The following is a 23,233-nucleotide window of genomic DNA, read 5'->3' as shown; positions in this document are numbered from 1 at the left end:
CTCTCTTAATCCATCTAAACTGTGTCTAACGGCGCAATAATCCATTAGCTGCCAAACATCAGGGCTGTTAGTAAAAAATCCAATGCCAGAACGGCAAGACTCGACTGCACTACCGTCGACGTTGTTGCACGGCTGATACCCTCAGGATTTGGGATCACTTGATAGCCACGATACAACGCAATCCAAGTGACCACTACGGCAAATACACCACTCTTGATCAGGCAATTAAGTATGTCTTTTTGCCATTCTACTGATGCCTGTAAAATCGACCAAAACGCACCACTGTCGATCCCCTTCCACTCCACACCAACAAGATGACCGCCATAAATACCGACCGCGGTAAACATCAATGCCAATAATGGCATACTGATCACCCCAGCCCAAAAGCGTGGTGCAATAATTTGTCTTAATGGATCGATAGCCATCATCTCTAAACTGGAAAGCTGCTCAGTGCTTTTCATTAAACCGATTTCAGCGGTTAATGCTGAACCCGCCCGTCCCGCAAACAATAACGCGGTAACAACAGGCCCCAACTCACGCAATAAACTCAATGCCACCATAGGACCTAGGCTTTCTTCAGTGCCAAAGCCTACTAAGATGTTGTAGCCTTGCAGTGCGAGCACCATGCCGATAAAGAGCCCTGAAACAACAATAATCACCATAGATTGCACACCAACGACATAAATCTGGCGCACTAATAATGGGAACCCTTTACGCACCCGTGGCCAGCGAAAAATCGCTCCCCACAACATAAGACCTGCACGGCCAAAACCGAGCACTAACTCAATCGCACTACGGCCTAGGTCGGCAATACTGTCTAATAACTTCACTTGCCAACTCCTTTTGCCATTAATTCTTGTTGGTAATCATTTGCCGGATAATGAAACGGCACAGGACCGTCTGGCGCTCCTTGAATAAACTGTTTCAACTGCGGATTATCGGCATACTTTAATTCCTCTGGCGTGCCATGGGCGATCACTTTTTTATCGGCCACCACATACACGTAATCGGCAATGCCAAGCACTTCATCCACATCATGGGATACGACAATCGAAGTTAAGTTCAACGCATCCGATAACTCGCGAATCAGCTTGACTAACACCCCCATAGAGATAGGGTCTTGTCCCGCAAAGGGTTCATCATACATCACCATTTCAGGCTCAAGGGCAATCGCGCGCGCTAATGCAGCACGGCGCTGCATACCGCCGGATAATTCGCTTGGCATCATCTGGGCCGCACCACGCAAACCTACGGCTTCAAGTTTCATCAACACGATAGTGCGAATAATCTCTTCAGGTAATCCCGAGTGCTCACGCAGTGCAAAGGCGACATTATCGAACACATTTATATCCGTGAATAAAGCACCACTTTGGAACAACATGCTCATGCGTTTACGTAAGGCAAATAATTCATTTCGACTCACAGCATGGATATCATGCCCATCAAATAACACTTGTCCCTGCGTAGGTGTTAATTGCCCGCCGATTAACTTTAAGAGTGTGGTTTTACCAATCCCGCTTGGCCCCATGATGGCAGTCACTTTGCCCCGAGGAATAGACAAGCTAATATCTTCATATATGACACGCTGTCCGCGGCTAAACCCCAAATGACGGATCTCAACCAGCGGCGTTTGTTCTTGAGTCATGCTTGATTCCGATATTTGAAAAAGAGGTGATCTGAGTTTTAGACAGACCAATCGAAGAGCCGTAAATTGTACGTAATTGCGCTTTAACCTACAACAGAATCGACACTATCGCCCCGCGATACTTTCAATTTGCCCTATTTCCAGCGAAAATGCGCGCTAAGTTTTTATTTCCAGCGAAAACTGTTACACAGGGTTCGCTGGTGAGTTAATTAAATGATCGAATTATTTTAATTGATTGCTAAATCATAACTGCACAAGGTTAGAATGACGGTTAAACAACCCTAGCTTAACTGCTCATATTTAAAAGAGAAAGCGAGCAAGCGTGCTGCCCTCTCACATAAAACCATTAAAATAAACGATAAAGACGATGATATTGCTCAAGACATTCAAGCACTAAACACGCTATTCTGCTTCATTAGCCTAGTGATTTACCCTTGGTGGACGGTAAATGGCCGTCATACAGGCAAAATGAGCAATATTGACAAACGTGGCGCAAAACCGAATCTAAAAATAAAGGCCATGACAAAGTAGCATAGAAAACGACATAACCTTGGCAGGATGCCCTTTTATTTATCATCTTTATCGCGTACCAAATTGTGCTATTCCAATCCCATCCATGGGGCGACAAAGACAATGCAAGAAGAGAGATAGACATGGTAGACCAATCACAATTGCGCCAATGGGGCAGCAAAGTTATCGACATTGAAAAGTTAGCCCTCGATAATCTTTATCAATATGTTGATTCTATTGAATTTGTACAGGCTTGCGAGTTAATTCTTAACTGCTCTGGCAAAGTTATTGTTATGGGAATGGGTAAATCAGGCCATATCGGCAATAAGATTTCAGCGACACTGGCAAGCACTGGTACTCCGGCATTTTTTGTGCATCCCGGAGAAGCGAGCCACGGGGACCTTGGTGTGCTCTCAGACAATGATATTATTCTCGCAATATCAAACTCGGGAGAATCCAGTGAAATCTTGGCCTTAATGCCCGTCATTCAACGAAAAGCTATCCCCGTGATTGCGATGACAGGTAAACCCGATTCAACGATGGCGCGTCTGGCCAAAATCCATTTATGTATAGAAGTGCCAGAAGAGGCCTGCCCGCTTGGGCTTGCACCCACCTCCAGCACAACGGCAACCCTCGTGATGGGTGATGCAATCGCTATTGCGCTACTACAAGCCAAAGGCTTTACTCGCGAAGATTTTGCCATGTCGCATCCAGGTGGCGCACTGGGCCGAAAATTGCTACTAAGAGTCCGCGATGTTATGCACAGCGGTAACGAGTTACCACTTGTCAATCACGATATTTGTATCACCGAAGCCCTCTATGAAATATCCAAAAAAGGCTTAGGTATGACGGCGGTTATTGATGAGCAGCATAAATTAGTGGGCATTTTCACCGATGGCGATTTACGTCGGGTGATTGATGCAGAAGTGAATCTACGTACAACGCCAATTGCCGATGTGATGACTCGCAATTGCATCACAATTACCGATAGCGCACTTGCGGCTCAAGCACTACAAGTTATGGATAGTAAAAATATTAATGGTTTAATCGTGATAAACAAAGATCACCATCCTATCGGAGCACTTAATATGCTCGATTTGGTTAAAGCAGGAGTTATTTAATGCCACAGCAAGGATTTTACGGCCCTATCAGCGATGATGTTTGGCAAAGAGCACAAAAAATAAAACTGCTTATCTGTGATGTTGATGGCGTATTTTCTGACGGGCGCATTTATTTAAGTAATGCAGGTGAAGAACTTAAAGCATTTCATACCCGTGATGGTTATGGTGTTCGCTCGCTACTGACCAGCGGTTTTAACATGGCAGTTATTACAGGTCGCCAATCTAAGATTGTTGCCAATCGTATGACTGCCCTAGGCATTACAGATATTTATCAAGGTGTTGATAATAAATTCGAGCCTTATCAAGCCCTACTATCACACTATAATGTCATCCCAGAAGAAGTGGCTTACATCGGGGATGATATTGTCGATCTTCCGGTGATGAGCGCGGTAGGTTTAGCAGTATGTGTCGCCGATGGTCATCCCTATGTCCGCCAACAGGCACACTTTGTCACCAACCTCAACGGCGGACATGGCGCGCTACGGGAATTAACCGATTTACTGCTGTTAAGCCAAAATAAGTTCACTTCGGCCCACGGGATGAGTATATGAGTCGTGTGACCCTCGCTATCATTGCCTTTTTTGGTACTGCCCTCATTCTCTACTGGCAAGTACAACAAAAGCGGGGTAACGAAACAGACAGCAGCTTGAATAACCAAGATAGTCCCGATTACATTATTGAAGATCTGCGTAGCATTGAATTTAATGAACAAGGTCAAGTGAATAGCCGTGTCACCGCCAAGCACATGGAACACTATGAACTAAAAAGCCAAACCTATTTCACTCAACCTGTATATCTTGTTTATCCTGACCAAGGCAAAGCACAATGGCAGATCAGAGCGGATCAAGGACAACTCAACAAAGAAACAGGCAAGGTTGTATTAGAAAATAATGTTATTATCGATGCCATTAGCCCTGAAGAGCCGATACAAACCTTATCGACTAGTTTTTTAGAACTTGATCTAAACACTATGATAATGACCTCTGACCGTATCATTTACGTCACAGGGAAAGATTTTAATATCCAAGGGCAAGGCCTTTATGCGGACCTGAACGCGCAGGAAGTCCAATTGACCAGTCAGGTAGTAGGAACCTATGAAGCAAAATAAGATATTACTTGCCAGCTTAATGCTGATAATGAGCATGAGCGCTTATGCAAAAGTCGCAGATCTGCAGCAAGAAGTTAAAATTAAAGCCGTTAGCCAGACCGCAGATATCAAAAACAACCAAATCATCTTCTTTGGCCCGGTAGAAGTCACACAGGGTTCAATCAAAATCCAAGCTGCCCAGCTTCGCGCCTTTTCTGCCGATGGTGAAACCAGCAAAATCTTAGTTGCAACGGGCAACCCCGCGACTTACACCCAAATATTAGATGACGGTCGCCCTGCTTCCGCCAGTGCTAAAGAAATTCGCTATGAAATGGCGACAAGAACATTAACACTGACAGGTTCGGCCTCCCTCGATCAAGCGGGCAGTCAAGTGACAGGTAACCTCATTCGTTACAACATCATTCAACAAAAACTGATCGCAGAAAGCACAGGGAGTGGTGATGATCGCGTGATCACTATCATCCAACCTGAAAACTATCAGGATGATCTCAAAACCCAAACACCCGCAGATAAACCTGTGAAAGAGCAGGATTCTCAATGACCCAAATCACCCTAAGAGCACAAAATCTCGCGAAGAGCTACAAAAACCGCCAAGTTGTTAAAGACGTCAGTCTGACAGTCAAAACCGGCCAAATTGTTGGCTTACTCGGCCCAAATGGTGCAGGTAAAACCACGACCTTTTACATGGTGGTTGGGTTAGTAAAAAGCGATAAAGGCCATATTTTTATCGACAATGATGATTTAACTGCAGACCCTATGCATCTTCGCGCCCGCAAAGGAATTGGTTACTTACCACAAGAAGCCAGTATCTTCCGTAAGCTGACCGTTCACGACAATATCATGGCGGTATTACAAACCCGTAAAGAGCTAAAAGACGAAGAACGCGAAGAAGAACTGGAACACCTACTCGAAGAGTTCCATATTACCCATATTCGCGATAGCCAAGGTATGTCCCTTTCGGGGGGTGAACGTCGCCGAGTTGAAATTGCCCGCGCCCTCGCGGCCAATCCAAAGTTTATTCTGCTCGATGAGCCTTTTGCGGGCGTTGATCCGATTTCCGTCATCGATATCAAAAAAATTATCGAACAACTTAAGAGTCGTGGCTTAGGCGTACTTATCACAGACCACAATGTCCGAGAAACATTAGACGTATGTGAACATGCCTACATAGTAAGTCATGGAAACCTGATTGCCGAGGGAACTCCTGCAGAGATCTTAGACAATCAGCAAGTTAGGGCTGTGTACTTAGGTGAACAATTCAGGCTATAGTTACTCCAGCGGAGTCTATAGCCTAAAATTATCGCGACTAGACTCCACTCACTGATAACAAGCGGCCTCATTCAAAAATAATAACGTAGGGATCAGCGGTAACATGAAAGCGTCACTCCAGCTCAAACTGGGCCAACAGTTAACCATGACGCCACAGTTACAACAGGCGATTCGTCTGTTGCAGCTCTCGTCATTGGAATTACAACAAGAGATCCAGCAAGCCTTAGACTCTAATCCTCTTCTTGAGCTGGAAGATGAGCAATTTGACGCACCTACAGAACGCAACCAGAATTTATCAGACACCGATTTCAGCGAATCAAGCCCACTGCCCCCCGAACAAGATAGCTCCACTGTTGATACCGCAGAATCCTTGACCAAAGAATCTATGCCAGATGAACTGCCCATGGATACCACTTGGGATGAAGTATTTACCGCCTCACCCAACTCAGGTTCAGGTGGCAGTAGAGAAGACGACATGCCCTTTCAGGGGGAAACCAGCGAGGGCCTGCATGAACATTTAGAATGGCAAAAAAACCTCACCCCCTTCTCTGAAACCGATCTTGCCATTGCCACTGCCATTATTGATGCTATTGATGATCAGGGCTATCTCACCCAAAGTACTGAAGATATTCTCGAAGCGATGGGAAATCCTGAGATTGAGTTGGACGAAGTCGAAGCTGTACTTAAACGTATCCAACACTTTGATCCTGTTGGTGTTGCAGCAAGAGATCTCAGCGAATGTTTACTGATCCAGCTATCCCATTTTTCGCCGGACACACCACATCTCGAAAATGCCCGCATGTTGATCAAAGATCATTTAGATCTGATCGCTGCTCGCGATTTTAGGCTGTTAATGCGTAAAACCAAACTGAAAGAAGATGAACTTCGGGATGGTATCGCACTGATACAAACGCTGAACCCTCGCCCAGGTTTGTTGATCACACCGATGGATGAAGAATATGTGATCCCAGATGTGTCAGTATCGAAGAAAAATGGCCGTTGGGTGGTAGAACTCAACCCAGATTGCATGCCCAAAATCAATGTAAACCAGCAATATGCCGCCATGGCTCGCAGCACAAAAAGCCAAGCAGACAGCCAATTTATTCGTGGCCATCTGCAGGAAGCCAAATGGTTTATCAAGAGCTTAGAAAGTCGTAACGACACCTTACTCAAAGTAGCCAATTGTATCGTTCAATACCAACAAGGCTTCTTTGAGTACGGTGAAGAAGCCATGAAACCTATGGTACTTAACGATATAGCCGAAGCGGTTGAAATGCATGAGTCCACCATCTCACGGGTCACAACTCAAAAATACATGCATACCCCTAAGGGACTTTTTGAACTAAAATACTTCTTCTCAAGCCATGTCGGGACTGACGATGGCGGTGAGTGCTCATCCACAGCAATCAGAGCCTTTATTAAAAAACTGGTTGCCGCGGAAAACCAGAAAAAACCATTAAGCGACAGTAAGATGGCACAACTTCTGGCAGAACAGGGAATAAATGTTGCGCGCAGAACCATTGCGAAGTATCGAGAAGCAATGCTTATTCCCCCTTCCAATCAGCGTAAAAGTTTATAGCCTACTATGGATATCGGAGGACGTTTCTATGCAAATAAAGCTCATTGGACACCATATCGAGATTACTGAATCGTTACGGGCATATGTAGAGGAAAAATTTTCAAAACTTGAACGCCATTTCGAACAGATCCATAATGTGCACGTTGTGCTCAATGTTGAGAAAATGCAACAGATTGCCGAAGCGCGAATCAACCTCACCGGTGGTGAAGTTTTTGCAACTTCAGAGCATACTGACATGTATGCTGCCATAGACGTCCTGATCGATAAACTTGATCGTCAGGTTATTAAACACAAAGAGAAGTTAACAAAACACTAATAATGGAACTTTGTACCATACTGAGGCCGGAGTGCACTACCTGCGCCACTCCGGGCAGTAAAAAAAAGGTACTGGAACTCATCAGTGACTTAGCCGCTGCCCAGTACCCCACCCTCTCATCTCAAGAGATCTTCGAAAGCCTTGTGGCGCGCGAAAAGATGGGGAGCACAGGTATAGGTAACGGTATCGCCATTCCACATGGTCGATTAACCGATATTACACAACCCATTGCAATACTCGTAAAATGTGAGGAACCGATAGCTTTCGACGCTATCGATAAGCAACCTGTTGATATTTTGTTTGCACTGCTTGTGCCGGCGGATCAATGCCAACAGCACCTAAGCACGTTGTCGTGCATGGCAGAAAAGCTAAGTGATAAACAAATATTAAAACAACTGCGTAAGACGCATGATGAAACGGAACTCTATCAGGTAATCACTGGATGAAACTGGTCATAGTGTCAGGCCGCTCTGGCTCAGGCAAATCTGTCGCACTTAGGGTACTTGAAGATCTCGGCTATTACTGTGTCGATAACCTTCCCTTGCCACTAATAGGCAGTTTGCTTGAGCAACTCAAAGGCAGTAACGATCTTGTCGCCATTAGTGTCGATGTTCGTAATATGCCAGAGCAAGATAAAGTGCTGGTTCAGCAGCTTTCTAACCTGCCAGCAGGGACGGAGATTACCAGCTTCTTCCTCAATTCAAGCGATAAAGTGTTACTTAAACGCTACAGTGAAACACGCCGCCTGCACCCGTTATCTAAAAGTCGTGTATCCCTACAAGAAGCCATTAAACTTGAAGGCAAACTGCTCGAACCTATGTCCAAACTGGTAGATCACTACATAGATACTTCAAATTTAAATATCTATGATTTAAGCGATCAAGTCAGACAAATTCTTCTTGGTAGCGTTGATAAAGAATTAGTCATCTACTTTGAGTCCTTTGGCTTTAAAAATGGCATGCCTACAGAAGCCGACTTTATGTTCGATGTGCGCTTTTTACCTAACCCCCATTGGGAGTTAGCATTGCGTCCACTGACAGGCCTAGACGAACCTGTGGCTGAGTTTTTGAATCGCCAGCCCCTGGTAAACAAGTTCATTTGGCAGATAGAAAACTTACTAGAAACCTGGTTACCACACCTTGAGCGTAATAATCGCAGTTATTTAACCATTGCGATTGGTTGCACAGGTGGACAGCACAGATCAGTTTATGTGGCAGAACAATTAGCGAAGCGATTTAGTAATGGTAAACATAAGGTCAATGTACGCCATCGAGAGCTAGATCATGCCAAAGCTTGAACGTCAGATTACCATCTGTAATAAGCTCGGTTTACACGCCCGCGCCGCCACAAAATTGGTGGTGTTGGCCTCTGAGTTTGATGCCACAATAACGTTAATACAAGGCGATAAACAAGCCTCAGCGGCAAGTGTGCTTGGTCTTTTGATGCTTGAAACGGGTATGGGGAAAACCATCAAGCTAATTGCAGAGGGCCCAGATGCAGAACTCGCGCTTGATGCTATTTGCGCATTAATCGATGCTAAATTTGACGAAGCCTGCTGATCTTAAGCAAAGTTACACTTAACCTATTCCCGTTGTACCGTTCACTGGTACCCAATCGGTACTCATTTGTGACTCGACGTTCCCTGTGACGCTCAATTACAATATGTCCCCTGCGTCCGCTGATCAAACCCATTACCTTGACTAGGCTATATTCACACTCAGTGAAAATAGTCTCTAATTATCCGTTTCCCTCACCATATTATGGAGGACAAATGCCCGTAGAAGCTTCAGATAGTCATCAAGTCGGACATCGCCTCGACCAGCTCAGCAAAGCCCTTAGCAGCGGTATGTTTGTCCATGTGCGGCAAATGCTACAGAATATGGCGGCATCGGATATCGCTTTAATCCTCGAATCTTCACCACCAAAGGCAAGGCAAGTCCTATGGCAATTAATTGATCAGGAGCAATTAGGGGCGATTCTTGACGAACTGAGTGAAGAGTTGAAAGATCCGCTGATCAGCACCATGAGCCCAGAACGAGTTGCAAAGGCGACTGCGAGTATGGATACGGACGATCTCGCCTATATTCTGCGAAGTCTACCAGATACGGTTTATAAACAAGTATTACAGTCGATGAGCCTACAGAATCGTCAACGAGTGGAGCAAGCACTGTCCTACCCTGATGAGACGGCTGGCAGCTTGATGAATACAGATACCGTCACCCTAAGGCCAGACGTTAATATCGATGTTGTACTGCGTTATCTTCGGCAAAGGGGTAACCTCCCCGATACCACTGACACCCTATATGTGGTCGATAAACAGGATAAAGTCCTCGGCGGTGTCAGACTTGCCGATCTGCTCACCTGCGATCCCAACACGCCTATCCGTAATATTATGGATCCTGACATTGAGAGCATTCCAGTGGGTATGTCAGACAGTGAAGTCGCCCAATTATTCGAGCGTCACGATTGGGTATCCGCGCCCGTTGTGGACAGCGATAACAAACTACTCGGCCGGATCACGATTGATGATGTCGTCGATGTTATCCGTGAAGATGCAGAACATTCTATGATGGGAATGGCAGGCATGGACGATGATGAAGATACCTTTGCACCAGTGCTAAAAAGTACCTTTCGTCGCTCACTTTGGTTGACCATCAATTTGTTTGCCGCCCTACTTGCGGCCTCTGTCAGTAGTATGTTTGAAGGGACTATCGAGAAATTTGCCACTATTGCGATATTAATGACCATAGTTCCAAGTATGGGTGGTGTCGCGGGTAATCAAACCCTTGTTTTAGTCATTCGCGCTATAGCGCTTGGGCATATTGGCCAAAGCAATGCCCGCTGGCTTATTGGTAAAGAATTGGCGATTGGATTTCTCAATGGCTTGCTATGGTCAATACTGGTCTTTGTTGCCGTATCCCTTTGGAAAGGAGATACCGCACTCGCCAGCTTAATTGCAGGGGCAATGCTAATCAATATGACAGTCGCAGGGCTCGCGGGTGCCAGCATTCCGCTAATATTAAAACGACTCAAAATCGATCCCGCGCTAGCTGGCGGTATGGTATTAACCACAGTCACAGATGTAACAGGGCTTTTCGCCTTTCTCGGTTTAGCCACCCTCTATTTAATGAATTAGCATAAAAGAGGATGTCATATAGTCATACCATCGAAAGGTGGTAATACATTAAAACGGCGCTATTCATTGCGCCGTTTTAATATCAGCCATATTTTTATGATTGGTATTGAAGCTAATTTACCGGTGGTTGAAAGCCATAACGACTTAAAATAGCTTGCCCTTTCGCCGATAAAATAAACTCAGCTAAAGGAGCCGCCGAGGCGTTACTCTCTTTCAGGATAAGTAAACCATAGTCGGCCCCAACAGCAAGACTTGTCGGTAAATCAATAATCTGTAGACTAGGCACTTCATTTTTAGCCAGCACTGCATTGGTGCAATAGGTCAAAAAGATATCCGCTTGCTTATTTTCCATTACCCAACCATAAGGGTTACGATCCTTGGGCGGTTTCGCACTATCTGGCCCTCCAGTCAACTGTAATGCCTTGGCCTCTAAAATAGCTTTTGCATCTGGTTTTAGCGTTTGTGCTTTATCAAACACAGCCCAAGCATAATCTCCTGCGGGATCTGCTTTGGGCGTAGAAGTGCCAACTTTAATATTGGGATCGAGCAGTGTATCTAACAGTGTCGCGCTTGTAAGAGAGACGCTATTTTGAGCAATAGCACAGAGCTGATTACGAGCAAACATTTGCACCTTTTCCCCAAACCCTGCGTCAACAAGCGCCTGAGGATGGGCCATATTTGCAGAGGCAAAGAGATCGACGCGCTCCCCCTCTTGAATACGCTTTAACAACAGGCCAGAAGGTGCATATTGCGCAACAACAGTATCTTTAGTTTGGGCTTGGTAGGCGGTAATAATATCGTTCATCGCCGCTTTTAAGCTACCCGCCGCACGCAGTTCAATTGGGGCGACCTCGGCAGTCACAGGGGCACCTTGTACTATCGAAACCATCATAGCAGGGCAAAAACTTAAGGCTACGAGTATATTTTTCTTCGTCATAATGATCTTCTCCTCTAGGTATTGAGCCTTACCCTGCTCAATATTTGCCATACAACACGTGAAATAGCTTTGAAGATCAACTACAAATCATCATCTAGCCGAAGGAAGCTGCACAATTGCAGTACAGATCACTCAAGCCTTAACAGACTAAAGACATATTGTCTCAACGGGAAATAATAAATGCCTGGATACAAAAAAGTCGCCCGCAGGCGACTTTTGATTGTTGAGCAGCACTTAGCCCGTAGGTGTTAATACAATCTCAACACGACGGTTTTGTGCTCGCCCTTCAGCACTGGCATTAGATGCTATTGGACTCGCCTTTCCCATTCCCTTAGATTTAACACGTGAAGCCGCTATACCTTTACTCATTAGATAATTAGCCACTTCACTCGCGCGCACCTGTGATAGACGCAAATTGTAAGCATCTGAACCACTGCTGTCGGTATAACCTAATACGTTAAGTTGGGTTTTGCTGTATTCCTTTGCCACCAACGCCACAGAGTTAAGCACCCGTGAGGCGCCATCGCTTAACTCGGTTTGATCGACACCAAACGTCACTTCGTTGGGCATATTCAAAATAATATTATCGCCATTACGGGTCACGCTCACCCCCGTAGATGCCAATTGCTGCCGTAATTTGGTTTCTTGCACATCCATATAATAACCAATACCACCGCCCACAGCGGCGCCCGATGCAGCACCAATTAATGCCCCTTTACCGCGGTCACTCTTACTTGAGGAAGCAACACCCACTGCCGCACCAGCAACGGCACCAATAATGGCACCACTGGTCGCTTTAGCCGTTTGCTGCTCGTTAGTATATGGATTAACTGTTGAACAACCAGATACAACAAACGTACCGATAATCGCAGCAAAGGCGAGCCTAGATGATGTAAATCGATTTACCTGAAAACGTTTCATCGTTAATGACCTCATAACAGGATTGAAAATGTGAGTACCCACATAGAAGGCATAGATCTCACTGCCAATGACATAGCGAAATCCTTATTGAATACTCTAAAACCCGCAGTATATAAGCATTCCTCACAGAGACAATCTTTAATCGCTGTGTAAATTTATAAATCGATAATTTAGTCAGCAAAGATACAGGGATTATCTAAGATAACCATCCCCAACAACATAGAGTAAAAGCACTGAAATAGTGCACTTTGCACCGTTTTTGCCATACGTGAAAAAATCCCGCGTTTTAATCGATATGGTAAACAATTGATTTTAAACAAAAATAAAAAATTTAGAATATTGGCACGAATTTTACATACTACTTAGTGAGTAAGGCGAGAAATGGACAAGCAAACCAGTTACTCGAGCGCCACTTAAATCGTTTTAACCTAGATGAAATACCTAAAAGCATAACGGGTATTGAGGACGAAAGATGAAAAGCATTATGAACTTAATCAAACTGTGCCGCCATGAATGGATATATCTACGCCATGTTGGACTCAGCCAGTGGGATTTAGAGCAGCGTCGCTAATCTATTTAAGGACTATACATAACCGCTAAACCGATTTTAGTTAGAAGGCAGTAAAGAGGGATCGCTTATGGGAATCGCCGACAATAATCTCAAATTAGATGTCATCGCTGAAGTAAAAGTGAAAGGTCGCTTGCTCTCGGATGTGGCTCACCAATACGGTATTTCAACTAAAGCCGTATACCAGTGGGTAAGAGAAAGCGATCAGCAACCACAGCAAAGAGAATATGCGCTCATCAGTGAAATAGCCCAACTGCAAAAAAGAATTAAGCAGCTTAACAACGAATTACGCACGCTAGGTTAACCATTACGGTTTTATAAGTGCCCTAATCGACAAGGCCGGACAACATTGCAAGTCGCCCTGCTGATGACGCTAACGATATAAAAGATGTGCTAACAACAATAATAACAGCGCCTTTTTAATGTCCGGCCTTGTCATTCAAATAATGAGATTAACGAGTAAAAGGAAGAAGAAAAGTTAACCAGTTTAGGCAGAGTCGGATGGGTATCTATTATCGCTCCCCAACGACCTAAGATATATGCCCAAACAACCTCTAAATACAGGATAAGCATTTTGAGGGTGCTTGGGTGTAAATGCACAAATAACAATAATAAATGTGCTGTTTACCATCTGACTCTGCCGCTTTATTGATTGAATCCAACAGAGATTGGACAATTTGCTCAACACGGGACAATGCAAAAGTTTCGGCAAGACTATAGAGGGAATTATCTCCCCCAAAGATTAAATATGTGAATTGTGCTCCCCCAAGTCATGAACATATTAACCTCTTAGGTCTTGTCCTTTTATTCACAAGATCAATGAAGATCAAACGCTATAGTGAGTGTGGCGTGCCAAGGAGGGCTGTGATTTAACACTATTTAGTGTGATTAAAAATACACAAGGTTTCGGCAAGACTCGAGGGAGTGGTCTCCCCCAAGATTAAATATGTAAATTGTGCTCTCCAACTCAACAGCATATTTCTCTCTCTGGTCTTGTCCTTTTATTCACTTAGTCAATGATGACCCTGTGCTTAACAGCGCATATGCCAAGGATGGCAGTGATACATCAAATAACACATTAAACCTCAATATTGCCCATAAAAAAGACGCTACCCTGAGCGCCTTTACATGGGATGGTATACCCACCTAATAATCTTCATTCGCCTCTTGGATCCGCAGTTTTCGCTCCTGCGCTTCCTCATAGGCAGCTTGGATTTCTTCAAGTACAGAACCGACATCCGCTTCTGCCAATACTTCGGTAAATTCACCCGTAAGTTGAGTATCAGGCTTAAGATCTCCCGCTTCAAACAAGGCCCACATTTCTTTGGCATATTGGGTCTTGAGTAATTCGGGAGCATATTGGCCATAATATTGGGTCATATTATTAATGTCCCTCGCTAACATCCATTTAGCATGGTTATTCGCGGCAGCATCGACGGCTTGGGGTAAGTCGATAATCACAGGCCCTTCACTATCGACGAGAACATTAAACTCAGATAAATCGCCATGGACTAAACCTGCACATAGCATACGTTTAACGTAGGTCATCACTAAGTTATGATCGCGGATCGCTTTTTCGGCGGACAGCGTGACATCATTTAAACGAGGGGCAACATTGCCCTCAGTGTCAGTCACCAACTCCATTAGCAGCACACCATCAAAACAACCATAAGGTATAGGCACGCGAACACCTGCATCGGCTAAACGGTAAAGCGCATCAACCTCTGCACTTTGCCAAGCTTCTTCCATTTGGTCCCGACCAAACTTAGAACCTTTTTCCATAGCCCGAGCACGACGGCTATTACGGACTTTACGGCCTTCTTGGTAAAGCACGGCTTGCTTAAAACTGCGTTTATCTGCTTCTTTATAGACTTTGGCGCAGCGGATATCGTCGCCGCTGCGTACAACGTACACTGTGGCCTCTTTACCGCTCATTAACTGGCTAATGACCTCATCGACCAGTCCTTCATCAACCAGAGGTTGGATTCGTTTCGGAGTTTTCATAGCGCCCTTATACCTTACTTAGGCTTGAGATGGAATACTGCGGACAAATCTTCATATAAAAGCGGTCTCCTGCCAGATAAAGGCACTGTTGATTCTCAATCAAAATCATTTTGTAAACTAAAATAGCAATGATGAATAGTCGATACTTAGGCTGATATCAAACGCAGATACACATCAACTGATTGCAGTTACAACACTAGCAATGCCCATTTAAGAACCTAAAGCCCTAACTTGGTTCCACCGTTGCACTGCCAGCACAAAATAACCGTATCAATCGCTGAATATATCACTAGATCTCATCTTTCAGAGTCCTTATTCTAATCCAACTTTACAATCTATGTCCCTTGAGATCTTCGAATGCGTTACCTAAACCTTACCTTAGCACTTTGCGCCCTGTCTCTCACCCACTGCACGAGTCTCTCCCTTGAAGAATGTAGCAGCAGCGATTGGTATACCCTTGGGCTTGCAGATGGTAATCGTGGGGCAACGGCCACGAGACTCAATCAATATCAAAAGGATTGTAATGAATTTAATCTTAAAGTGGACGCATCTCAGTGGCAGCAAGGCTATCAACAAGGACTCATCAATTATTGTTTACCTGAAAACGGTTATCGTGTGGGATTAGAAGGTGAAAGTTATTACGGGGTCTGCAGCGATAACCAATTTGTAGAACGCTATAACCAAGGGCATCAACAGTATCTCGTCAATAAGCGTTTGGCGGAAATCGCAGACCGTTTACACACTATTGATAGTGAGATCAGCAGTATTAATACCAAACTCAATAATCTCACCGATAAAGCCGACTTATTAAGGCAAAAAAATATCCTCTTAAATGAAAAAAATCATCTTCTAGATGAAAAAGCCCGCCTACGCCAAGGAAATATTGAGTTTAAATTTAGATTCTAACCATAAAAATCTAGCCATCCACAAAGCCAATTCAAAAGAGTAAACCCAAACAAAAATGTTAAAAGGAACAAGCCGTAAATAAGGCTATTTTAGGATGACTCACCCATACTTCTATTGCATTTAGAAATAAGCTATAAATACAAAAGGTTACAATAGATGATTTTTAAGAAGGTAAAAATACGTTTTTTATCCTAACTGCCTGTTGTAACTTTATTTTATTGATTTATTCTACAGTTCACTGCCGCACAGGCAGCTTAGAAATCTGGATCAATATCAATATCTACTTCAGCAAAGTTCACTGCCGCACAGGCAGCTTAGAAATAGAAGCGCATGCAGGCAATGGGTGAAGACATGTTCACTGCCGCACAGGCAGCTTAGAAAAGAATCATAGCCTTCTACATTGTGCAGCGGATGTTCACTGCCGCACAGGCAGCTTAGAAATGCATCGTCATTAGCTGGCAATTCAGGCTTAGGTTCACTGCCGCACAGGCAGCTTAGAAATGCCATATCGGCGGCGGCATCAATGTAATTTTGTTCACTGCCGCACAGGCAGCTTAGAAAATTTTAGGAATAAATCATATATTTGTAGTTAAGTTCACTGCCGCACAGGCAGCTTAGAAACAATTGAGATTACTTTGGCTGGTTGTCGAAACGTTCACTGCCGCACAGGCAGCTTAGAAAAATCATCGACATTAATACCGATGAACTTTATGGTTCACTGCCGCACAGGCAGCTTAGATGTCACCAACAATGCAAAACTGATCTACTTGTTTTCACTATCAAAGATGGGACATACCCAACTCTCTATGGATTAACAATCAAAACCGAGGTGACAGTATTTTACTCTTCCCTTCGAAATTGCCTCAGGGCATTTGCGTTCGTTGCGTGAGCGAGGCATGGTCATTCTCGTGCATATCTGGACCCATCCATTGCACTTCACAACATTCAGGCATCTTACCTATCAGATACCGAGATAGCGTCAGTCGAATCAGGGACGAGCAGTCCTTCTTGGTCGACTCTTGATTAAGAATAAGGAGGGAAAGCCCCACGACTTTTATTCACCTCGGCCGTAAGGCCGCAATGACTAACAATGTAGAAAGATGGGACACTCTAACCACCAGCAAAAGTATACGATGTTACACTTTTAGTAACTATTTCAGTGCTTAAATCTCAAAAAGTGTAGCTAAGTACACCTGAAACTTACCCAAGTCACCAGACCAAAAAACAAAACCCCAATTCGGTTTCCCGAATTGGGGTTTTCATTTTTCTCTTACAAGAATTTAGGTTTAAGCGATTAAGCTAAAGACCGTAGATGTTTGCTAATCTAGCGCAGGAAAAATCGTTTTAGAGCAAGGCTTTTTGTTGCGACGTGTAGTGTTTTTCTACACGAGTAACAAAGTAACGCAGCTATAAACGATTTTAACCAGCTAGGATCACATCATGCCGCCCATTCCGCCCATACCACCCATTCCGCCCATATCTGGCGCAGAATTTTGTGGGATCTCAGCAACCATAGCTTCTGTGGTGATCATCAGGCCAGCAATTGATGCTGCGAATTGCAACGCACAACGAGTCACTTTAGTTGGGTCAAGGATACCCATTTCTAACATATCGCCGTAAGTGTCGTTACCGGCGTTGTAACCGTAGTTACCGCTGCCATTCTTCACTGTGTTAGCAACAACTGACGCTTCTTCACCCGCGTTAGTGGCGATTTGACGCAGTGGCGCTTCCATTGCACGCAGGGCAATAACCACACCGTGTTTTTGATCTTCGTTTAATACTTCAAGTTCAGCGATCTTAGACGCTACGCGAACCAGAGCAACACCACCGCCAGGAACCACGCCTTCTTCTACCGCAGCGCGAGTGGCATGCAGCGCATCTTCAACGCGTGCTTTTTTCTCTTTCATTTCAACTTCAGTCGCTGCGCCAACTTTGATAACTGCTACGCCGCCAGCTAATTTAGCCATACGCTCTTGCAGTTTTTCTTTGTCGTAGTCTGAGGTTGATTCTTCGATTTGTTGCTTGATTTGGCTTACACGCGCTTCGATTTGCGCTTGCTCGCCGTTACCATCGATGATGGTGGTGTTGTCTTTAGTGATCACAACACGCTTAGCTGTACCTAAATCTTCTAGGGTTGCTTTTTCAAGCTCTAGGCCGATTTCTTCAGCAATAACAGTACCGCCAGTCAGGATTGCTACGTCTTGCAGCATTGCCTTACGACGATCGCCAAAGCCTGGGGCTTTAACGGCAGCCACTTTCACGATACCGCGCATGTTGTTCACAACTAAAGTTGCTAATGCTTCGCCTTCAACGTCTTCAGCAACGATAAGCAATGGCTTACCCGTTTTTGCCAGACCTTCAAGGATAGGTAACAGTTCGCGAATGTTAGAGATTTTCTTGTCTACTAACAGGACGAATGGGTGATCTAATTCAACGCTGCCTGTTTCTGGCTTGTTGATAAAGTATGGAGACAGGTAGCCACGGTCGAACTGCATACCTTCTACTACGTCCAGTTCGTTTTCCAGCGCTTGGCCTTCTTCGACTGTGATCACGCCTTCTTTACCGACTTTTTCCATCGCAGTAGCGATGATTTCACCGATAGATTCGTCAGAGTTTGCAGAGATAGTCGCAACTTGTGCAATCGCTTTTGAATCTGCACAAGGTTGTGATAAGGCTTTTAATTCAGCAACGGCAGCGATAACGGCTTTGTCGATTCCGCGCTTCAGGTCCATTGGGTTCATACCGGCTGCAACGGCTTTTAAGCCTTCAGTCACAATGGCTTGAGCCAGTACAGTTGCAGTAGTAGTACCGTCACCGGCGGCGTCGTTGGCTTTAGAAGCAACTTCTTTCACCATTTGCGCGCCCATGTTTTCGAATTTGTCTTCTAATTCGATTTCTTTGGCAACAGAAACACCGTCTTTAGTGATCAGTGGTGAGCCGAAGCTCTTGTCTAATACCACGTTACGGCCTTTAGGGCCTAAGGTCACTTTCACTGCGTTCGCGAGAATGTTTACGCCAGCCAACATTTTTACGCGAGCGTCATTACCAAATACAACTTCTTTAGCTGCCATCTTGATTATCCTTTAAATTTTTAATGATTAATTGGAATGTCGAATTGATGCGAAGGATTAACCTACTACTGCCATCAGGTCAGCTTCTGACAGGATCAAGACTTCTTGATCGTCAATTTTTTCTTTCTTAACGCCGTAACCTTCGTTGAAGATCACCACGTCACCCACTTTCACATCCAGTGGTTTAACTGTGCCGTTTTCTAGAATACGGCCATTGCCCACTGCAAGGATTTCACCGCGAGTTGATTTTTCAGCGGCGCTTCCTGTTAGAACGATGCCACCCGCTGAAGTTGATTCAACTTCTAGACGCTTAACGATTACGCGGTCATGTAATGGACGAATATTCATCTATGAACTCTCCTAATGATTTAATGCCCAACAATCGAGGCGATTTGTGATGAAAAAAGGAGGCTTATCCGCCTTCCTCTTTGATGTCTGTGATATGGGGTTAATACTTGTCAGATCCAAGTGCCTTTACAAAAAAAATTTCTTTTTTTTGATGTCGGTTTTTTAAAGCGGGCACAATCCTGCTAGAATTCCGCCTCCGCACGCAAACAAGGCACTATTTTTCCCATGAAAGACAGACACGGGCTGCTCACCGCGCCAATTGGTCGTGTACTGCTCAACATGAGCCTCCCTAACTTGATTGGCATTATGACCATTCTAGGTTTTAGCCTCGCTGACACTTTTTTTATCAGTCAATTAGGGACAGAGCCTTTAGCTGCCATCAGTTTTACCTTTCCGGTTACCCTGATTATTTCGAGCATTGCTATCGGTATTGGTGCAGGTGTTTCAACCAACCTTGGGCGTCTTATCGGCTCAGGAAATGCTCCTAAAGCAAAAGTATTTTTACACGATGCCTTACTGCTGACGTTTATATTAACAGCCAGTTTATCGGCCCTTGGCAGCATTTTTATTACACCGCTGTTTAGTTTGCTTGGGGCGAATGAAAGCAGTCTGCCGCTGATCCGCGACTATATGATTTACTGGTATTTAGCCGCACCATTGCTGGTCGTGCTAATGGTGGGCAATCAAGGTTTACGCTCAACTGGTGACACCCGCTCACCTGCAATGATCATGTCACTTGCGGCGATCATTAACCTTATTCTGGATCCTTTACTTATCTTTGGGATTGGCCCATTTCCACGCTTAGAAATTCAAGGGGCTGCCATTGCAACCCTTATTGCTTGGGTTGTGGCTTTATCGCTATCCAGTTATTTGTTGATTATTAAGCGTAAAATGTTGGAGTGGGCCGCTTTCGATATCGATAGAATGCGCGCCAATTGGAGTAAACTTGCCCATATTGCACAACCTGCGGCATTAATGAATTTAATTAACCCGCTTGCCAATGCCGTGATCATGGCCATGTTGGCGCATATAGACCACAGCGCTGTTGCCGCCTTTGGAGCGGGTACGCGGTTAGAGTCAGTATTATTGATTGTCGTAATGGCACTATCGTCAAGCCTAATGCCCTTTATTGCGCAAAACTTAGGTGCAGGGCAACCACAAAGAGCCAAAGAAGCACTGCTGTTATCACTTAAATTTATCTTTATCTTCCAAACCTTACTCTATATACCACTGGTGTTTTTGGCTGAACCCATAGCACACTTATTTAGTACGGATCCGCAAGTATTGGAATGGCTTAGTTTTTATATTTTAGTACTGCCCTGCGCTTACGGGCCTTTGGGGATAGTGATTATTTTCGCTACCGCCCTAAACGCCTATCACAGACCCATAAACTCCTTGGTGATTAATCTGTGCCGCTTAGTATTGCTGATGTTGCCATTGGCGGCATTGGGCTCCTATATTGGCGGGGTAAAAGGCTTATTGCTCGCGCTACCTGTGACCAATATTTTAATGGGAATTGCCTGCTATTGGCTGGCGCAGCAGATATGTGAGCCTGTAAAAGTCACTACTGTAAACGCCAATAGTGCGACCCATTAACCTTAGACGGACTCTTTAATGCGAAAACGCAAATCGTCGTGAGGGAAGGCTTCTTTAGAGACTTTACATGTCCGGCGAGTACTCATCTCGCTCATATTGGTCGGTACGCCATTGGGCACTAATTCTTGCATGATAAAGTCAATAAAACGCCGGCTAGCTAAGCTCACATAACGCCTTGATGGATATGCTAAGAAACACTCACCTTGATGAGCATCAATTTCTGGCAGTAGGGTAACGAGCTCACCCGTTTCGACAAATTCAGCAACCACCTCTGTGGGCGCATAGACAATACCTCTGCCTTGTAATGCAAACTCAACCGCGACTTCCACACTGTTCGAACAAAAATTCCCCCGCACTCTGACTTCTTCTTCCAACCCTATCCATAACTCATTAAAAATTTTGCCATTGGATAATCGAAATAAAGAAACATTATGTGACTCAATCTCTTGAGGTGTTTTTGGTATACCTTGTGCGGCTAAATACTCAGGGCTAGCATAAAAGCGAAGATCCGTTGTAAAAATAGGGCGTACCACTAAATCTAAGGTATCTAAAGCAGGCTCAACCACAAAAGCGACATCGAGGTTATGCTTGACCATATCGACGGATTCAGCGCTGCTAATTACTTCAACTGTGAGTTTGGGATGCATATCCATAAAACGAAAAATGGCTTGCATCAATATCTTCATACTATGGATAGGGAACATTTGAATGCGTAAATGCCCGCTGATCTCGGCGTCATCATTGGTCATCTCAAATAAGGTTTCATCGAGTTGGGCCAAAATATTTTGTGAACGCTGGTAAAAATGGCTGCCCGCCGAAGTTAATGTCATCGAACGACTTTGACGGTGAAACAGTTTAATATTCAGCTCATCTTCCAATGCCTGCAGACGGCGACTGACCGTCGATTTAGGTAAGTTAAGTAAATCAGCGGCTTCAATCAAACTGCCTGTTTCAGCTATTCGGTGGAATAGTGCTAAGTCCTCTGTCTTCATTTTTGCCCTAATTTCAATCTCATTATATGAGACCGATAATCCCAAACAATCCCGTTTATTGCAACAAATTTAACTGTTATCTTCGCGCCTCTGAAATGCTGACAATTTGTTATCAAGGAACCTCCCATGACATCATATCGACTCCTCCCCTTAGCGGCGCTGCTTCCAGCCTTGCTCAGTGGTTGTTCACCTGCCGAGAGTTCAGTGCAAACTCCAGCGGTTCGTCCAGTAAAACTGTTTGAGGTGATACAACTCGAAGGCGGGGATTTTAGAACCTTTCCAGCCCGCGTAGCAGCCAATAGCCGTGCCGAGTTATCGTTTCGTATTTCAGGACAATTGACTGAACTTGCATTAGTTGAAGGACAAAAAGTCACAGAGGGAAGCTTGCTTGCCAAACTGGACGACAGGGATGCACATAACAACTTGATGACGCGTGAAGCCGACCATGAACTTTTGGCTGCGGATTATCAACGTAAAGTAGAGTTATTGAATCGCAAACTGATTTCACAAGCCGAATTCGATAGCACCCAAGCTCAGCTAAAATCCGCCAAAGCCGCTTTAGCAGCCGCGCGCGATCAACTGAGTTATACCCGTTTAACCGCCCCTTTTAGTGGCACTATCGCTAAGCGCTTAGTGGATAACCACCAAATAGTGCAGGCAAACCAAGGGGTGTTAACACTGCAAAATAATAACTTGCTCGATGTCAGCATCCACGTGCCCGAAGCGATGGCCGCAGGCTTAAACGAGTATATTAAGCAGAAAAACTTTACCGCAAAGGTGCGATTCACCGCGCTAGAAGGAATGGAGTTTGATGCTAAATTCAAAGAGTACTCAACCCAAGTTACGCCGGGTACTCAAGCCTATGAAGTGGTGTTTTCGCTCCCACAACCTAACAATGTGCAGCTATTGCCAGGAATGAGTGCCGAGCTAACCTTAGCCTTGGTTAAAGCTCCTAATCAAATTTCAGCTATTGTACCTGTTACCGCTATCGATAAACGTGACCAAGACGGTCAAGTACAGGTCTGGGTATATCAAACTCAATCAGGCGAAGTCGTCCCCGCACCAGTGACACTGGGACGCGTAACCAATCAAGGGATTGAAATTCTTGGCGGTCTAAATAAAGGCGATCTTATTGTCAGTGCAGGCGTGTCTCAGTTATCCACGGGGATGAAAGTTAAACCACTGCGCTGGCAGCATGGAGTATAA

At 44.7% G+C, this 23,233-nt stretch carries 23 protein-coding genes and 1 CRISPR repeat array; of the genes, 15 read left to right on the top strand and 8 right to left on the bottom strand.

What is annotated here, in order from left to right:
- Window positions 1-44: 44 nt before the first annotated feature.
- On the bottom strand, window positions 45-830 hold the full coding sequence (gene mlaE, locus JEZ96_RS02960; RefSeq protein WP_011790702.1) for a lipid asymmetry maintenance ABC transporter permease subunit MlaE: 786 nt from the start codon (window positions 828-830) through the stop codon (window positions 45-47).
- Window positions 827-1,645 carry a phospholipid ABC transporter ATP-binding protein MlaF gene (mlaF, locus tag JEZ96_RS02955; RefSeq protein WP_011790703.1) on the bottom strand — a complete coding sequence of 273 codons (819 nt, stop codon included), beginning with the start codon at window positions 1,643-1,645 and terminating at the stop codon, window positions 827-829. Before mlaF ends, mlaE begins: the two co-directional genes overlap by 4 nt.
- Window positions 1,646-2,298: 653 nt before the next feature.
- Here mlaF and JEZ96_RS02950 point away from each other — a divergent pair.
- From JEZ96_RS02950 to mgtE, 11 genes are all read left to right on the top strand, one after another.
- Window positions 2,299-3,276, top strand: a complete 978-nt coding sequence (locus JEZ96_RS02950) for a KpsF/GutQ family sugar-phosphate isomerase (RefSeq protein WP_014609845.1) — start codon at window positions 2,299-2,301, stop codon at window positions 3,274-3,276.
- Window positions 3,276-3,827 carry a 3-deoxy-manno-octulosonate-8-phosphatase KdsC gene (gene kdsC, locus JEZ96_RS02945; protein WP_025007927.1) on the top strand — a complete coding sequence of 184 codons (552 nt, stop codon included), beginning with the start codon at window positions 3,276-3,278 and terminating at the stop codon, window positions 3,825-3,827. Before JEZ96_RS02950 ends, kdsC begins: the two co-directional genes overlap by 1 nt.
- Window positions 3,824-4,384, top strand: a complete 561-nt coding sequence (gene lptC, locus JEZ96_RS02940) for an LPS export ABC transporter periplasmic protein LptC (RefSeq protein WP_011918688.1) — start codon at window positions 3,824-3,826, stop codon at window positions 4,382-4,384. The genes kdsC and lptC overlap by 4 nt, the downstream gene beginning before the upstream one ends.
- Window positions 4,371-4,925, top strand: a complete 555-nt coding sequence (gene lptA / locus JEZ96_RS02935) for a lipopolysaccharide transport periplasmic protein LptA (RefSeq protein WP_011918687.1) — start codon at window positions 4,371-4,373, stop codon at window positions 4,923-4,925. Before lptC ends, lptA begins: the two co-directional genes overlap by 14 nt.
- Entirely contained in the window at window positions 4,922-5,653 is a 732-nt protein-coding gene (gene lptB, locus JEZ96_RS02930) for an LPS export ABC transporter ATP-binding protein (protein WP_011918686.1), read from the top strand. The genes lptA and lptB overlap by 4 nt, the downstream gene beginning before the upstream one ends.
- 103 nt (window positions 5,654-5,756) lie before the next feature.
- On the top strand, window positions 5,757-7,232 hold the full coding sequence (locus JEZ96_RS02925; protein WP_011918685.1) for an RNA polymerase factor sigma-54: 1,476 nt from the start codon (window positions 5,757-5,759) through the stop codon (window positions 7,230-7,232).
- A gap of 28 nt (window positions 7,233-7,260) precedes the next feature.
- Complete coding sequence (hpf, locus tag JEZ96_RS02920) at window positions 7,261-7,548, top strand: ribosome hibernation promoting factor (RefSeq protein ID WP_011790710.1); 288 nt, start codon at window positions 7,261-7,263, stop codon at window positions 7,546-7,548.
- Window positions 7,549-7,550: 2 nt separating this feature from the next.
- Window positions 7,551-7,994, top strand: a complete 444-nt coding sequence (ptsN, locus tag JEZ96_RS02915; protein WP_011790711.1) for a PTS IIA-like nitrogen regulatory protein PtsN — start codon at window positions 7,551-7,553, stop codon at window positions 7,992-7,994.
- Window positions 7,991-8,845 (top strand): RNase adapter RapZ, encoded by an 855-nt coding sequence (gene rapZ / locus JEZ96_RS02910; RefSeq protein WP_011790712.1) that lies wholly within the window; start codon window positions 7,991-7,993, stop codon window positions 8,843-8,845. The genes ptsN and rapZ overlap by 4 nt, the downstream gene beginning before the upstream one ends.
- Window positions 8,832-9,107 (top strand): HPr family phosphocarrier protein, encoded by a 276-nt coding sequence (locus JEZ96_RS02905; RefSeq protein WP_011918683.1) that lies wholly within the window; start codon window positions 8,832-8,834, stop codon window positions 9,105-9,107. Before rapZ ends, JEZ96_RS02905 begins: the two co-directional genes overlap by 14 nt.
- Window positions 9,108-9,319: 212 nt before the next feature.
- The gene (mgtE, locus tag JEZ96_RS02900) at window positions 9,320-10,684 is read left to right on the top strand and encodes a magnesium transporter (protein ID WP_011790713.1); all 1,365 of its coding nucleotides are present in this window, start codon (window positions 9,320-9,322) and stop codon (window positions 10,682-10,684) included.
- A 112-nt stretch (window positions 10,685-10,796) separates the two neighbouring features.
- Here the strand turns inward: mgtE and JEZ96_RS02895 are convergent, their stop codons facing one another.
- The gene (locus JEZ96_RS02895) at window positions 10,797-11,621 is read right to left on the bottom strand and encodes a molybdate ABC transporter substrate-binding protein (RefSeq protein WP_061783046.1); all 825 of its coding nucleotides are present in this window, start codon (window positions 11,619-11,621) and stop codon (window positions 10,797-10,799) included.
- A gap of 234 nt (window positions 11,622-11,855) precedes the next feature.
- The gene (locus JEZ96_RS02890; protein ID WP_011790715.1) at window positions 11,856-12,542 is read right to left on the bottom strand and encodes an OmpA family protein; all 687 of its coding nucleotides are present in this window, start codon (window positions 12,540-12,542) and stop codon (window positions 11,856-11,858) included.
- Window positions 12,543-13,180: 638 nt separating this feature from the next.
- Between JEZ96_RS02890 and JEZ96_RS02885 the strand changes: the two genes are divergently transcribed.
- Window positions 13,181-13,414 carry a transposase gene (locus JEZ96_RS02885; protein ID WP_011918682.1) on the top strand — a complete coding sequence of 78 codons (234 nt, stop codon included), beginning with the start codon at window positions 13,181-13,183 and terminating at the stop codon, window positions 13,412-13,414.
- Window positions 13,415-14,256: 842 nt separating this feature from the next.
- On the opposite strand, the gene JEZ96_RS02880 is transcribed toward JEZ96_RS02885, so the two are convergent.
- A complete protein-coding gene (locus tag JEZ96_RS02880) occupies window positions 14,257-15,114 on the bottom strand; it encodes a PA4780 family RIO1-like protein kinase (protein WP_025007929.1) in 858 nt (285 codons plus the stop codon).
- 357 nt (window positions 15,115-15,471) lie between these two features.
- Between JEZ96_RS02880 and JEZ96_RS02875 the strand changes: the two genes are divergently transcribed.
- On the top strand, window positions 15,472-16,020 hold the full coding sequence (locus tag JEZ96_RS02875) for a DUF2799 domain-containing protein (RefSeq protein WP_011790718.1): 549 nt from the start codon (window positions 15,472-15,474) through the stop codon (window positions 16,018-16,020).
- Window positions 16,021-16,253: 233 nt separating this feature from the next.
- Window positions 16,254-16,761: direct repeats of the CRISPR family, unit length 28 nt; unit sequence GTTCACTGCCGCACAGGCAGCTTAGAAA.
- Between the two features lie 692 nt (window positions 16,762-17,453).
- Here JEZ96_RS02875 and groL read toward each other — a convergent pair.
- Complete coding sequence (gene groL / locus JEZ96_RS02870; RefSeq protein WP_011790719.1) at window positions 17,454-19,091, bottom strand: chaperonin GroEL; 1,638 nt, start codon at window positions 19,089-19,091, stop codon at window positions 17,454-17,456.
- 57 nt (window positions 19,092-19,148) lie between these two features.
- The gene (locus JEZ96_RS02865; RefSeq protein ID WP_025008348.1) at window positions 19,149-19,439 is read right to left on the bottom strand and encodes a co-chaperone GroES; all 291 of its coding nucleotides are present in this window, start codon (window positions 19,437-19,439) and stop codon (window positions 19,149-19,151) included.
- A 225-nt stretch (window positions 19,440-19,664) separates the two neighbouring features.
- Between JEZ96_RS02865 and JEZ96_RS02860 the strand changes: the two genes are divergently transcribed.
- Window positions 19,665-21,035 (top strand): MATE family efflux transporter, encoded by a 1,371-nt coding sequence (locus tag JEZ96_RS02860; protein ID WP_011790720.1) that lies wholly within the window; start codon window positions 19,665-19,667, stop codon window positions 21,033-21,035.
- Between the two features lie 2 nt (window positions 21,036-21,037).
- On the opposite strand, the gene JEZ96_RS02855 is transcribed toward JEZ96_RS02860, so the two are convergent.
- A complete protein-coding gene (locus tag JEZ96_RS02855; RefSeq protein ID WP_061783045.1) occupies window positions 21,038-22,027 on the bottom strand; it encodes a LysR family transcriptional regulator in 990 nt (329 codons plus the stop codon).
- Window positions 22,028-22,153: 126 nt separating this feature from the next.
- On the opposite strand from JEZ96_RS02855, the gene JEZ96_RS02850 reads away from it, so the two are divergent.
- Window positions 22,154-23,233 (top strand): efflux RND transporter periplasmic adaptor subunit, encoded by a 1,080-nt coding sequence (locus JEZ96_RS02850; RefSeq protein WP_128090180.1) that lies wholly within the window; start codon window positions 22,154-22,156, stop codon window positions 23,231-23,233.

It is taken from the genome of Shewanella putrefaciens, from assembly GCF_016406325.1.
In the GTDB taxonomy this organism is placed as follows: domain Bacteria; phylum Pseudomonadota; class Gammaproteobacteria; order Enterobacterales; family Shewanellaceae; genus Shewanella; species Shewanella putrefaciens.
Note: the sequence above shows the minus strand (reverse complement) of the source record. Positions and strands in the feature narration are given on the sequence as shown.

Coding starts and splice junctions, on each gene's coding strand:
- mlaF (WP_011790703.1), bottom strand. CDS start 1,645: ATGACTCAAGAACAAACGCCGCTGGTTGAGATCCGTCATTTGGGGTTT.
- JEZ96_RS02950 (WP_014609845.1), top strand. CDS start 2,299: ATGGTAGACCAATCACAATTGCGCCAATGGGGCAGCAAAGTTATCGAC.
- kdsC (WP_025007927.1), top strand. CDS start 3,276: ATGCCACAGCAAGGATTTTACGGCCCTATCAGCGATGATGTTTGGCAA.
- lptC (WP_011918688.1), top strand. CDS start 3,824: ATGAGTCGTGTGACCCTCGCTATCATTGCCTTTTTTGGTACTGCCCTC.
- lptA (WP_011918687.1), top strand. CDS start 4,371: ATGAAGCAAAATAAGATATTACTTGCCAGCTTAATGCTGATAATGAGC.
- lptB (WP_011918686.1), top strand. CDS start 4,922: ATGACCCAAATCACCCTAAGAGCACAAAATCTCGCGAAGAGCTACAAA.
- JEZ96_RS02925 (WP_011918685.1), top strand. CDS start 5,757: ATGAAAGCGTCACTCCAGCTCAAACTGGGCCAACAGTTAACCATGACG.
- hpf (WP_011790710.1), top strand. CDS start 7,261: ATGCAAATAAAGCTCATTGGACACCATATCGAGATTACTGAATCGTTA.
- ptsN (WP_011790711.1), top strand. CDS start 7,551: ATGGAACTTTGTACCATACTGAGGCCGGAGTGCACTACCTGCGCCACT.
- rapZ (WP_011790712.1), top strand. CDS start 7,991: ATGAAACTGGTCATAGTGTCAGGCCGCTCTGGCTCAGGCAAATCTGTC.
- JEZ96_RS02905 (WP_011918683.1), top strand. CDS start 8,832: ATGCCAAAGCTTGAACGTCAGATTACCATCTGTAATAAGCTCGGTTTA.
- mgtE (WP_011790713.1), top strand. CDS start 9,320: ATGCCCGTAGAAGCTTCAGATAGTCATCAAGTCGGACATCGCCTCGAC.
- JEZ96_RS02895 (WP_061783046.1), bottom strand. CDS start 11,621: ATGACGAAGAAAAATATACTCGTAGCCTTAAGTTTTTGCCCTGCTATG.
- JEZ96_RS02890 (WP_011790715.1), bottom strand. CDS start 12,542: ATGAAACGTTTTCAGGTAAATCGATTTACATCATCTAGGCTCGCCTTT.
- JEZ96_RS02885 (WP_011918682.1), top strand. CDS start 13,181: ATGGGAATCGCCGACAATAATCTCAAATTAGATGTCATCGCTGAAGTA.
- JEZ96_RS02880 (WP_025007929.1), bottom strand. CDS start 15,114: ATGAAAACTCCGAAACGAATCCAACCTCTGGTTGATGAAGGACTGGTC.
- JEZ96_RS02875 (WP_011790718.1), top strand. CDS start 15,472: ATGCGTTACCTAAACCTTACCTTAGCACTTTGCGCCCTGTCTCTCACC.
- groL (WP_011790719.1), bottom strand. CDS start 19,091: ATGGCAGCTAAAGAAGTTGTATTTGGTAATGACGCTCGCGTAAAAATG.
- JEZ96_RS02865 (WP_025008348.1), bottom strand. CDS start 19,439: ATGAATATTCGTCCATTACATGACCGCGTAATCGTTAAGCGTCTAGAA.
- JEZ96_RS02860 (WP_011790720.1), top strand. CDS start 19,665: ATGAAAGACAGACACGGGCTGCTCACCGCGCCAATTGGTCGTGTACTG.
- JEZ96_RS02855 (WP_061783045.1), bottom strand. CDS start 22,027: ATGAAGACAGAGGACTTAGCACTATTCCACCGAATAGCTGAAACAGGC.
- JEZ96_RS02850 (WP_128090180.1), top strand. CDS start 22,154: ATGACATCATATCGACTCCTCCCCTTAGCGGCGCTGCTTCCAGCCTTG.